The sequence below is a fragment of the Microbacterium sp. genome, from assembly GCF_047607465.1.
Lineage (GTDB): Bacteria > Actinomycetota > Actinomycetes > Actinomycetales > Microbacteriaceae > Microbacterium.
Genome location: NZ_JASGCY010000080.1, coordinates 1 through 11,423, shown reverse-complemented (window position 1 = coordinate 11,423; position 11,423 = coordinate 1). Strand labels below are relative to the sequence as shown.

At 71.1% G+C, this 11,423-nt stretch carries 9 protein-coding genes; 6 read left to right on the top strand and 3 right to left on the bottom strand.

What is annotated here, in order from left to right; translation table 11 throughout:
• Positions 1-35: 35 nt before the first annotated feature.
• On the bottom strand, positions 36-1,304 hold the full coding sequence (locus QM568_RS11600; RefSeq protein WP_415138970.1) for an MFS transporter: 1,269 nt from the start codon (positions 1,302-1,304) through the stop codon (positions 36-38).
• A gap of 38 nt (positions 1,305-1,342) precedes the next feature.
• On the opposite strand from QM568_RS11600, the gene prfB reads away from it, so the two are divergent.
• Positions 1,343-2,452: a peptide chain release factor 2 gene (gene prfB / locus QM568_RS11595; protein ID WP_415138968.1), complete on the top strand. Its 1,110-nt coding sequence runs from the start codon at positions 1,343-1,345 to the stop codon at positions 2,450-2,452.
• Between the two features lie 57 nt (positions 2,453-2,509).
• Here prfB and QM568_RS11590 read toward each other — a convergent pair whose 3' ends face one another.
• Complete coding sequence (locus QM568_RS11590) at positions 2,510-3,418, bottom strand: DUF2510 domain-containing protein (RefSeq protein ID WP_415138966.1); 909 nt, start codon at positions 3,416-3,418, stop codon at positions 2,510-2,512.
• A 130-nt stretch (positions 3,419-3,548) separates the two neighbouring features.
• Here QM568_RS11590 and ftsE point away from each other — a divergent pair, with 130 nt between their 5' ends.
• The 3 genes from ftsE to smpB all read left to right on the top strand — a co-directional run bounded on the left by ftsE (position 3,549) and on the right by smpB (position 6,013).
• A complete protein-coding gene (gene ftsE / locus QM568_RS11585; protein WP_415138964.1) occupies positions 3,549-4,541 on the top strand; it encodes a cell division ATP-binding protein FtsE in 993 nt (330 codons plus the stop codon).
• Positions 4,538-5,452, top strand: a complete 915-nt coding sequence (ftsX, locus tag QM568_RS11580) for a permease-like cell division protein FtsX (RefSeq protein WP_415138962.1) — start codon at positions 4,538-4,540, stop codon at positions 5,450-5,452. The genes ftsE and ftsX overlap by 4 nt, the downstream gene beginning before the upstream one ends.
• 84 nt (positions 5,453-5,536) lie before the next feature.
• A complete protein-coding gene (gene smpB / locus QM568_RS11575) occupies positions 5,537-6,013 on the top strand; it encodes an SsrA-binding protein SmpB (protein WP_415138960.1) in 477 nt (158 codons plus the stop codon).
• A gap of 3 nt (positions 6,014-6,016) precedes the next feature.
• Here the strand turns inward: smpB and QM568_RS11570 are convergent, their stop codons facing one another.
• A complete protein-coding gene (locus QM568_RS11570; RefSeq protein ID WP_415138958.1) occupies positions 6,017-7,840 on the bottom strand; it encodes a prolyl oligopeptidase family serine peptidase in 1,824 nt (607 codons plus the stop codon).
• A gap of 192 nt (positions 7,841-8,032) precedes the next feature.
• Here QM568_RS11570 and QM568_RS11565 point away from each other — a divergent pair, with 192 nt between their 5' ends.
• Together QM568_RS11565 and metE are read left to right on the top strand one after the other, a co-directional pair.
• Positions 8,033-8,974 (top strand): methylenetetrahydrofolate reductase, encoded by a 942-nt coding sequence (locus tag QM568_RS11565; protein WP_415138956.1) that lies wholly within the window; start codon positions 8,033-8,035, stop codon positions 8,972-8,974.
• Between the two features lie 72 nt (positions 8,975-9,046).
• A complete protein-coding gene (gene metE, locus QM568_RS11560) occupies positions 9,047-11,359 on the top strand; it encodes a 5-methyltetrahydropteroyltriglutamate--homocysteine S-methyltransferase (RefSeq protein WP_415138954.1) in 2,313 nt (770 codons plus the stop codon).
• The last annotated feature ends 64 nt before the right edge of the window (positions 11,360-11,423 follow it).

The window sequence follows — 11,423 nt, the reverse complement described above, 5'->3', positions numbered from 1 at the left end:
GCAGCGGAGCGAACCCCGCCACGAGCCTGCGCACCTCAGCCGACAGCGTCATCGACTCGCCTGCGCGGCACGAACATCGGGATCCAGCGCAGGAACCCGGCCGCCCCCGCCAGGCCGATCATGCCAACGGTCGCCGCCGCGATCGGCAGCGAGGCGGCGGCGATCACGCCGGAGATCAGCAGCGGCGCCGCCGCGCCGCCGGCATCCGTCAGCGTCCGCCATGACCCGAGGAACGCCGCAGGATCCTTCTTCGGCGCGACATCGGCGCCGAGGGTGAGCAGGATGCCGCTGGAGAGGCCGTTGCCGACGCCGAGCACCGCGGCGAACATGCCGAACCACAGCATGGCGGCCTCGACGTCGTGCGTGAACGACAGCGCGAGGAACCCGGCGCCCATCAGCACCATCGCCGGCATCGCCGCCCAGAGCCGGCCGAAGCGGTCCATCACCTGGCCGCTCGCGTAGAACAGGGCGAAGTCGATCGCCCCCGAGACGCCCACCACCAGCGCGATCGTCGAGGCGTCGAGCCCCAGCGAGATGCCCCACAGCGGCAGCAGCACCTGGCGCGCGCTGCGCACGGCCGAGAGCGAGGCCGCCGCGAGGCCGAGACGGCCGAGCGCCGACCGCTGCCGCCACATCGTGCGCAGCACGCCGGTGCGCTCGATCGTCGGGATCGATCCGCTCAGGGCTCTGCGGGAGTCCTCAGCGCGGACGGGTGCGACCACGGCGGGGACGGTCTTCTCCGGGTCGGGCCCGAACAGCACGAGCAGCACCATCGCGACGAGGCAGGCGAGGAAGAACCAGAACGCGGCGGTCTCCGAGCCGAACAGCTGCAGCAGGCCGGCCGCCACGAACGGGCCGATGAACACGCCGAGGCGGAAGCTCCCGCCCAGCAGCGACAGCGCACGCGCGCGGAAGTCGAACGGCACGCGGGTCGTCATGAACGCGTGGCGGGCGAGGCCGAAGGCGGCGGCGCAGAACCCGAGCAGGAAGACCGACGCCGCGAGCACGCCGGGGGAGGAGGCGAACACCATCGCGACGCCGGCGAGGATCGCGACGATGCCGGCGATCACCATCGTGGGGCGCTCGCCGACGCGCGAGACGGCCCAGCCGGCCGGCAGGTTGCCGCACAGCTGCCCCACGACGAGAGCCGAGGAGATGAGCGCGGCCAGCGCGATGTCGGCGCCCATGCCCGCCGCGACGACCGGGATCAGCGGGATCACGGCGCCCTCGCCGAGCGAGAACAGGATGGTGGGCAGGTACACCATGGGCCCGAATCGCCTCAGGACCACGGATGCGCTGCTCATCACTGCGACTCTAGTCGGCAGAGTAGGCTGGACAGGCCATGCTCGAACTCGATCTCTCCGCCGACATCCAGGCCCTTCGCGTCACCTACGGTGACATCCGCGAGGTCGTCGATGTCGAGACCCTCCGCACCGACATCGCCCGCCTGAGTGAAGAGGCGGGGGCTCCCGACCTCTGGGACGACACCGAGCGCGCTCAGAAGGTGACCAGCGCTCTCAGCCACCGCCAGGCGACGCTCGCTCGGATCGAGGGGATCGGCAACCGCCTCGACGACCTCGAGGTGCTCGTCGACCTCGCCAACGAGATGGACGACGAGGACTCGGCCGCCGAGGCGCGCGCCGAGCTCGCTGCCCTCACCGAGATCATCAACCAGCTCGAGGTGCAGACCCTTCTCGATGGCGAGTACGACGATCGCAGCGCGATCATCACGATCCGCTCCGGCGCCGGCGGCGACGACGCCACCGACTTCGCCGAGATGCTCATGCGCATGTACCTGCGCTGGGCCGAGCAGCACAAGTACCCTGTGAAGGTGATGGACACCTCCTACGCGGAGGGTGCAGGCATCAAGTCGGCCACGTTCGAGATCGACGCCCCCTACGCCTTCGGCACGCTGTCGGTGGAAGCGGGAACCCACCGCCTCGCGCGCATCAGCCCGTTCGGCTCCGCCGACAAGCGACAGACGTCGTTCGCCGCGGTCGAGGTCATCCCGCTCATGGAGGAGGCGACCGAGGTCGACATCCCCGAGGGCGACATCCGCGTCGACGTGTTCCGCTCCTCCGGCCCCGGTGGGCAGTCGGTCAACACGACCGACTCCGCCGTGCGCATCACGCACCTTCCTACCGGCATCGTCGTGTCGATGCAGAACGAGAAGTCGCAGATCCAGAACCGTGCCGCCGCCATGCGCGTGCTGCAGACCCGCCTGCTGCTGCTGCAGAAGGAGGAGGAGGCTGCGAAGAAGAAGGAGCTCGCGGGCAACATCACCGCGAGCTGGGGCGACCAGATGCGCTCCTACTTCCTCTACGGCCAGCAGCTGGTCAAGGATCTGCGCACCGGACACGAGTCGGGCAACCCCGCAGCGGTGTTCGACGGCGACCTCGACGGCTTCATCTCGGCCGGCATCCGCTGGCGCAAGCGCAAAGACGACGACTGAACCCGTCCGCACGACGAAGGCGGCCCCGGTGCGAACCCGGGCCGCCTTCGCGTCGGATCACTGAGCGGTGGCGCAGGTGAAGAGGCTCGCTCCCCAGACCTCGAGGAACGCCGACGCGGTCGAGGGATCGTCGAAGAGGTCGGCGCCCTCGGCGATCGCGCGCAGCGTGGCGCCGTCGAGGTCGGAGTCGACGAAGGCCTGTGCGAAGCAGGTGATCTGCGCGTCGGTGAACTCGTCCTCGTCGGTACCCGTCTCGACGAGGGCTGCGACGATGCCCGGCTTGAGCTCCTCGACCCTCGGACGGCCACCGCTCGCCGTGGAGCCGTCGCTCGATGAGTCGCTGGGCTCCTCCTCGGAGCTGTACGTCGGATAGTCCGTGGGGATGCTGTCGACGACCGTGTTCACCGCGCCCACCGCGAAGATGACGAACGCGACGATGGAGCCGACGACCGCGATGACGAGGCCGGTGATGCCCGGCCACTTCTGACCCTTGAGGAACAGCGACACGATCGAGATCACGAAGCCCGCGAAGAGCACGATCCAGCCCGCGATCATCACCGCGGGGATGCAGGCGAGGATCACGCCGATGACGGCGAGCCCCAGGCCGATGAGACCCAGGATCGACATCGGCTTCGGTTCGGCGGGCGCCGCGGCGTAGGCGAGGGCGATGGGATAGCCCGGCGACGGCGCGGCGTAGCCGGTGGCCGGCGGATACGTCGCCGTCGGGGAGTAAGCCGGTGCCGGCTCGTACACCGCCGTCGGCGAGTAGTCGGATGCGGCGGCGTACGGAGGCAGGATCTCCGTCGGCGCGAGGGTCTCCTCCGGCGCAGCGTCCGTCGCGGATCCGTCCGGCACCGTCGCGGCGGCATCCTCGGCGACCGGGGCGAAGTGCTCGGTCCACTGATTGCCGTCCCACCAGCGCTGGCGCCCGGAGCCGTCGTCGTACCAGCCTGCTGGTGTCGTCATGATCACGCTTCCCCTCGAGTCGGCCTCCGCGCGATCGCACGGACGTCACTACTTGTATAACATCGCAAGCCGCCCTGCGCGGGGTGTCGCTCGCGACGCGGGGAAGAGGCGCATCTAGGCTCGTAGCGCCATGATTCGGTTCGAGAACGTCACGAAACGCTACCGCGGGACTTCGAAGCCCGCTCTGTCCGGCGTCGATTTCGAGATCCAGCGGGGAGAGTTCGTCTTCCTCGTCGGAGCGTCGGGGTCGGGGAAGTCGTCGTGCCTGCGGCTCATCCTGCGCGAAGACGTGCCGACGTCGGGACGGGTTGCGGTCCTCGGCCGCGACCTCAAGACGCTCGCGAACCGCAAGGTGCCCTACTTCCGGCGGCACATCGGCTCGGTCTTCCAGGACTTCCGCCTGCTGCCGTCCAAGACCGTCTTCCAGAACGTCGCCTTCACCCTGCAGGTGACCGGCTCGTCCCGCGGCTTCATCCAGCAGGCCGTGCCGGAGGCCCTCGCCCTCGTGGGGCTCGACGGCAAGCAGAAGCGGATGCCGCACGAGCTCTCCGGCGGCGAGCAGCAGCGCGTCGCGATCGCCCGCGCCCTCGTGAACCGGCCGCAGGTTCTTCTCGCCGACGAGCCGACCGGGAATCTCGACCCCGCCACCTCGGTGGGCATCATGCAGCTGCTCGCCCGGATCAACGCCGGCGGCACGACCGTGGTGATGGCCACGCACGAGGCCGCCTTCGTCGACGCCATGCAGCGCCGCGTGATCGAGCTCCGTGACGGCGAGATGGTGCGCGACGAGGTGCACGGCGGCTACGGCGACACCTCCAGCATCCCCCGTCTTGTCCCGGAGCAGGTGCGCGGCGCCGCCGCGGCGGCGGCTCTCACCGCCGTGCAGGAGGTGCAGCGCGAGACCGCCGACCTCTCCGCCGTGCGCGACCTGCTCACCGCCGACGCCGTGCCGGCGGCATCCGAGACGCCCGATGCGCAGGCCGTGCCCCTCGAAGAGCCGCAGGCCGCCCCGCCTCCCACCCAGGCGATCCGGCTGCCCGAGGTCGACCTCGCCGAGCTCGGCGTCGCCGATCGCCTCGGCCTGTCGGACGCCGGCGAGGACGAAGTGGGGCCGACCTCATGAGAATCGGCCTCATCCTCACCGAGGCGCTCGGCGGCCTCCGGCGCAACATCTCGATGGTCGTCTCCGTGGTGCTCGTCACGTTCGTCTCGCTCACCTTCGTGGGCGCGGCGATCCTCATGCAGTCCCAGATCGGCACGATGCGCGCCTTCTGGTCGGAGCGCGCTCAGGTGGTGGTGTCGATGTGCTCGACGCTGTCGGAGTCGCCGAACTGCGTCGACGGCGTCGCATCCGAGGAGCAGACGGATGCCGTGCGGACGGCGCTCGACGGCGATGCGCTCCGACCGCTCATCTCCGACGTGCGCTTCGAGACCCGCGAAGAGGCCTATGCGAACATCGTCGAGCAGCTCGGCGAGGACAAGGCGAGCCTGTTCACCGCCGACACCATGCCCGAGAGCTTCTACGTCACGCTGAAGGACCCGAGCCAGTCCCAGGTGATCGTCGAGGCGTTCGGCGGACAGACCGGTGTCGAACAGGTGACCGATCAGCTGCAGTACCTCGAACCGCTCTTCTCCGCCCTCACCGTGGCGACCTACATCGCAGTGGGGATCGCCGCCCTCATGCTCATCGCCGCGATCCTCCTCATCGGCACGACCATCCGGCTGTCGGCGTACGCCAGACGGAAGGAGATCGGCATCATGCGCCTCGTCGGCGCCTCGAACCGGTTCATCCAGACCCCGTTCGTGCTCGAGGGCGTGTTCGCCGCCTTCCTCGGCTCCGTGCTGGCCAGCGCCGCGGTCGTGGCCGGAGTGCACTTCGGTGTCGACGGCTACCTGCGCGGGCGCGTCCCCTTCATCACGACGTGGATCGGCATGCAGGATGCGGCGATCGTCGTGCCGGTGCTCATCGCGATCGGCATCGTGCTCGCGGCCCTCTCCGCCGGTTTCGCGATCCGCCGCTGGCTGCGCACCTGATCCGCCGGCTGCGCACCTGAGGTAGGCTGGTGGGCTGGCCGCCGACGATCGGCGCCGGCCACTGACACGGAGAGCAGGAGCATCATGCCCAGGGAACGCGGGGAGAAGGTCGTCGCGACCAATCGTCGCGCCCGTCACGACTACAACATCGAGAAGTCGTACGAGGCGGGGATGGTGCTCACCGGCACCGAGGTGAAGTCGCTGCGTCAAGGACGGGCGAACCTCAGCGACGGCTACGCCTTCGTCAAGGGCGGCGAGGTCTTCCTCGATGCCGTGCACATCCCGGAGTACTCGCAGGGGCACTGGACGAACCACTCCGCCAAGCGCATCCGCAAGCTGCTGCTGCACCGCGAGGAGATCGCGAAGCTGCAGCACGCGGTGTCCGCCGGCGGCTACACGCTCGTGCCGCTGAAGCTCTACTTCTCCGATGGCCGAGCCAAGGTCGAGATCGCCCTCGCGAAGGGCAAGCGCGAGTACGACAAGCGTCAGACGCTGCGCGAGCGCCAGGACACCCGCGAGGCGGAGCGCGCCATGCGCACCCGCAATCGCATGGGGGAGTAGGGCTCAGAGGTCCGCATGCGGCGGGGCGAAGACGCGCTGCAGGAAGGCGATCTCGCGCTCGAGCGCATCGACGATGGTCTCCGCACGCCGGAAGCCGTGGCCCTCGCCGGGGTAGAGCACGTACTCGTGCTCGATGCCGTGCGCGGCCAGCGCGTCGCGGATGGCGTCCGATTGCGATGGCGGCACCACGCGGTCGTCGGCACCCTGGAGCAGGAGCACCGGCACATCGATCCGCTCCGCGTGGGTGAGCGGAGAGCGCTCGAGGTAGAGGGCCTCAGATGCCGGCAGGGGACCGACGAGCCCTTCGATGTAGTGCGCCTCGAAGTCGTGCGAGTGCGCGCTCAGCGCGCGCAGATCGGTCACGCCGTAGCGGCTGATGCCCGCGGCGAACGTGCCGCCGCGCACGAGCGCCGACAGCACCGTCCAGCCCCCGGCGGAGCTGCCGCGGATCGCCAGTCGGGCAGGATCGGCGAGCCCGGCATCCGCGAGTCCCCGTGCGGCGGCCGCGACGTCGTCGACCTCGGCGATGCCCCACGCGCCGAGCAGGCGTTCGCGGTACGCCCGGCCGTATCCGGTCGATCCGCCGTAGTTGACGTCGAGCACGCCGATGCCGCGGCTGGTGTAGAACGCGATGGCGGCGGATGCGGCACCCGTCACGTGCGCCGTCGGGCCGCCGTGCACGAAGACGACGTACGGCGGGAGCTCGTCCTCGGGGGCTGTGACGTCGGGGTTGGCCGGAGCGTAGGCGAACGCGTGCACCGGGCCGTTCGGGCCGTCGACGACGAGCGGACGGGCCGGCGGCATCCACGCCTCGTCGACCGGCGTGCCGCCGGTGACGGTCGTGACCGTGCCCGTGTCGAGGTCGGCGCACCAGACGCCGGGGGCGACGGTGCTGCCGTTCCCGCTGAGCAGCACGCGCGTGCCCTGCACCGCGTCCACGCTGACGTGGCCGTCGCACGGCACGGCGAGGGCGCGCACGGCGCCGTCGGCCTCGATGACGACGACCTCATCGCGCCCGTTGGTGCGGACGGCGACGATCCGGCCGTCCTCGAGCGGCTGGTACCACCGGTTGCCGAGCACCCAGAGGCCGTAGCCGGTGTCGGCGTCGGCCGCGGCGACCGATGACGCGGTGCCGCCGAGCCGCAGCCGCTGCAGGTTCCAGCGACCGGTCGGATCGTCGACGTACAGCAGCTCGTCGTCGCCGACCCACTCCGGCTGCAGCGCGGCGCCGGCCGGGAGCTCGACGATCTGGTCGCCGTGGGCGATGCGCAGCCCGGCTCGGTCCCACGGCATCCGCTCGCCGCTCCACTGCACCCAGGCGATCCTCGAGCCGTCTGGCGAGAGCGCCGGGTGCGCGAAGAAGTCCTCGCCGTCGGCGATCACGTGCGCGCCGTCGGCGTCGATCTCGACGATCGCGCGTCGATGCGGGGCGACCGAGAGGTCCTCGCGCACCGCGAACAGGCGCCCCCGCTGGAGGCGCAGGCCCCCGTGCGCGGCCCCGCCGTCGGTGAGGGGCACAGGCGTCCCTCCCGGCTCCAGCCGGTGCACCCGCTGATCGCCCGCCTCGACGAAGTACAGGGTGCCGTCGGCATCCGCCGTCCACGACCCGCCGCCGTACTCGTGCACGCGCGAGCGCGCGCTCCACGGAGCGGGCAGGACCTCGCGTCCGCTCGAGCTGCGCACCGTCATGCGGCCGCCCTGCGCCGGCACCGATTCGCCCCACCAGATCTCGTCGCCGACGAAGGCGGCGCCGTCGATGCGAGGAGCGGATGCTGCGACCGACGCAGCGGTGAAGGGCGAGGGCCAGTGCCCGAACGGCGTCGACATGCCCTCGAGCCTATTGCCGCTGCGACACACGACGTCACACTTGATGCGCCCAGCCGGGCGATGTCATAAGTTTCTGGAAACACCCGGTTCGTCCAGGGTGTGGAGCGACAGCCGAGCCCGGCACCCGCCCGCGAATGCGGCACCCGACGTGCCCGTCGCGGCCCCGTGCCCGCACTGTCCCCAGGAGAGAAGATGTCTTCCGAGACGCCGACCGCCCGAGTCCCGTTCTCCTTCGAGCTGTACCCGCCGCGCTCGGCGTCGAGCCAAGCCGCCCTGCACGAGACCGTGCACAAGCTCGCCGCGGCCGGGCCCGACTTCATCTCCGTCACCTACGGCGCCGGCGGGTCGACGGGAGGGCGCTCGCTCGAGGTGCTGCGCTTCATCCGCGAGAACACCGACGTCGAGCCGCTCGCGCACCTCACCTGCGTCGGCAACACCTATGCGGGTGCCGCCGCCCTCATCCGCGAGTTCCTCGACGCCGGCATCCTCAGCTTCCTCGCCCTGCGCGGAGACCCGCCAGCGGGTCGCGACGAGCCGTTCCTCGGCGACCTCGAGAGCGCCGCCCAGCTCGTGCAGCTCATCCACCGGGTGCAGGCCGAGCACGCTCCCTACGAGGAGTTCCCCGTCCCCGGCTTCCCCGGCGCGGCGCGCGTCGCCGCACGGCGCAGGGCGAGCGTGGCGGTGGCGGCGTTCCCGAACGGGCACCCGCGCTCGGCTCATCGCGGCCAGGACATCGACGCGCTGCTCGCGAAGCAGGCGGCGGGGGCGACCTCGGCGATCACGCAGCTCTTCTTCCATTCCGACCACTACCTCGGCTTCGTCGAGAAGGCGAGGGCGGCGGGTGTGACCATCCCGATCCTCCCCGGAATCATGCCGATCGTCTCGCCGGTGCGCCTCGCCAGGGTTCTCGAGCTCACCGGAGAGACCCTGCCGAACGAGCTCGCCGTCGCACTCGAGGTCGAGCCGACGCCCGAGGGCCGCGAGGAGGTCGGCGTCGAATGGGCGGCGCGCCTCGCCCGCGAGGTCACGGCCGGCGGCGCCCCCGGCGTGCACCTGTACGCCTTCAACCAGCATCACACCGTGCTCACCGTCCTCGAGGAGGCGGGGATACTGCCCGCTGTGCGCCTGCGCTGACCCCTCCGATCCTCCCGACCTCCCGCGTTTTCAGACCCACGAACTGCAGTACCACCGTTGAAAGGAACGACAATGACCGACTTCCCCGCAGGCACCGTCCTCGGATACCCGCGCATCGGCCGTCGCCGTGAACTGAAGAAGGCCGTCGAGGCGTTCTGGGCCGGCCGCCTCGATCTCGCAGAGCTGGAGGCCACGGCATCCGGTCTCCGCGCGGCGACGCGCGACCGGCTCGCAGCCCTCGGGCTCGGCCGCGACGACTCGGCCATCCCCGAGTCGTTCTCGTACTACGACCAGGTGCTCGACGCAGCCGTGACCGTCGGCGCGATCCCCGCGCGCTTCGAGGACCTGCGTTCGGCCGACGGCACGATCGGCCTCCCCGCCTACTTCACGATCGCGCGCGGCGAGGGCGATCGCGCTCCACTGGAGATGACCAAGTGGTTCGACTCCAACTACCACTATCTCGTCCCCGAGATCGGACCGGAGACGACGTTCTCGCTCTCCAGCGACCGGCTCGTGCGCGAGGTCGCCGAGGGCGCGGCGGCTGGCTACGTCACGCGTCCCGTCATCGTCGGCCCCGTCACGCTGCTCGCCCTCGCCAAGGCCTCGGACTCCGCCCCGGCCGGCTTCGACCCGCTCTCGCGTCTCGGTGACCTGCTGCCGGTCTACGTCGAGCTGCTGGCAGCGCTGAAGGACGCCGGCGCCGAGTGGGCGCAGCTCGACGAGCCGGCGCTGGTGAGCGAGTCGCTGCCGGCGTCGACGTCGCAGCTGGCGGATGCCGCGGCGGAGGCGCTCGCGGTACTGGGCGCAGCCGACCGGCGTCCGTCGATCCTCGTCGCCGCGCCCTACGCGGCGCTCGACGCCGTCTTCCCGGTGCTCGCCGCCGCCCCGGTCGAGGCGATCGCCATCGATCTCGTCCGCGGCGGGGTGCCCGAGGCGGCGCCGGGGCTTGAGGGCAAGACGCTCGTCGGCGGTGTGATCGACGGGCACAACATCTGGCGCGGCGACCTCGCCGCGGCGTTCGACGCGCTCGAGGCTCTTCGCGGCCTCGGCGCCGCTGCGGTGTCGGCGGGCACGTCGACCTCGCTGCTGCACGTGCCTCACGATGTCGAGGACGAGACGAAGCTCGACGCACGGCTGGTGTCGTGGCTCGCGTTCGCCGACCAGAAGGTCGGACAGGTCGTGACTCTCGCCCGCGGCCTCGCCGCCGGACGGGAGGCCATCGAGGAGGAGCTCGCCGCAGCATCCGCGGCCCTCGCCGACCGCCTTGCCGCCCCCGGGGTGCGCGACGGCGCCGTCCGCGAGCGTGTGCTCTCGGAGGCCGACTTCACGCGCACGCCCTACGCGGAGCGGGAGAGCGCCCAGGAAGCGCTCGGGCTGCCAGCCCTCCCGCTGACGACGATCGGCTCGTTCCCGCAGACCGGCGACATCCGCGTGGCCCGCGCGCGCTTCACCCGCGGCGAGATCCCCGTGGAGGACTACGAGGACTTCCTGCGGCGTGAGATCGCCAGCGTCGTGAACCTGCAGGAGGACCTGGGCTACGACGTGCTCGTGCACGGCGAGCCGGAGCGCAACGACATGGTGCAGTACTTCGCCGAGCACCTCGACGGCTTCGACGTCACTGAGAACGGCTGGGTGCAGTCGTACGGCTCGCGGGCCACGCGGCCGTCGATCCTGTGGGGCGACGTGTCGCGCCCTGCGCCGATCACGGTCTCGTGGGCGGCGTACGCCCAGTCGCTGACGGCGAAGCACCTGAAGGGGATGCTGACGGGCCCTGTCACGATCCTCGCCTGGTCCTTCGTGCGCGACGACCAGCCCCTGCGCGACACCGCGAACCAGGTGGCCCTGGCTCTGCGCGACGAGATCGCCGACCTCGAGGCTGCGGGCATCTCCGTCATCCAGGTCGACGAGCCGGCGCTGCGCGAGCTGCTGCCGCTGAAGAAGGCCGATCAGCCCGCGTACCTGGACTGGTCGGTGAACTCCTTCCGCCTGGCCACCGCGGGAGCCGCCCCGGCGACGCAGGTGCACACGCACCTCTGCTACTCGGAGTTCGGCGTGGTGATCGACGCGATCAGGGCGCTGGACGCCGACGTGACCTCGATCGAGGCGGCTCGCAGCCGCATGGAGGTCGTCGCCGACATCGCCGGCTCCGGCTTCGACCACGGCATCGGCCCCGGCGTCTACGACATCCACTCGCCGCGCGTGCCGAGCGTGGCGGAGATCGAGGCGCTGCTGCGCCGCGCAGCCGCGGAGATCCCGGTGCGCCGGCTCTGGGTCAACCCGGACTGCGGACTGAAGACGCGCGGATACGAGGAGACGGTGGCCTCGCTGCGCAACATCGTCGAGGCCACGCGGCGGGTCCGCGAGGACGTCGCCGCAAGCGTCTGACCTTCCCGCGTCAGAACAGAGACGGGGGGGGGCCCCCGCCGGGGGGGGCGGGCCGGGCGGCGGG

What these genes read in the sequence shown, in the direction of transcription:
- QM568_RS11600 (WP_415138970.1), bottom strand. Translation starts at nt 1,304, where the DNA reads ATGAGCAGCGCATCCGTGGTCCTGAGGCGATTCGGGCCCATGGTGTAC.
- prfB (WP_415138968.1), top strand. Translation starts at nt 1,343, where the DNA reads ATGCTCGAACTCGATCTCTCCGCCGACATCCAGGCCCTTCGCGTCACC.
- QM568_RS11590 (WP_415138966.1), bottom strand. Translation starts at nt 3,418, where the DNA reads ATGACGACACCAGCAGGCTGGTACGACGACGGCTCCGGGCGCCAGCGC.
- ftsE (WP_415138964.1), top strand. Translation starts at nt 3,549, where the DNA reads ATGATTCGGTTCGAGAACGTCACGAAACGCTACCGCGGGACTTCGAAG.
- ftsX (WP_415138962.1), top strand. Translation starts at nt 4,538, where the DNA reads ATGAGAATCGGCCTCATCCTCACCGAGGCGCTCGGCGGCCTCCGGCGC.
- smpB (WP_415138960.1), top strand. Translation starts at nt 5,537, where the DNA reads ATGCCCAGGGAACGCGGGGAGAAGGTCGTCGCGACCAATCGTCGCGCC.
- QM568_RS11570 (WP_415138958.1), bottom strand. Translation starts at nt 7,840, where the DNA reads ATGTCGACGCCGTTCGGGCACTGGCCCTCGCCCTTCACCGCTGCGTCG.
- QM568_RS11565 (WP_415138956.1), top strand. Translation starts at nt 8,033, where the DNA reads ATGTCTTCCGAGACGCCGACCGCCCGAGTCCCGTTCTCCTTCGAGCTG.
- metE (WP_415138954.1), top strand. Translation starts at nt 9,047, where the DNA reads ATGACCGACTTCCCCGCAGGCACCGTCCTCGGATACCCGCGCATCGGC.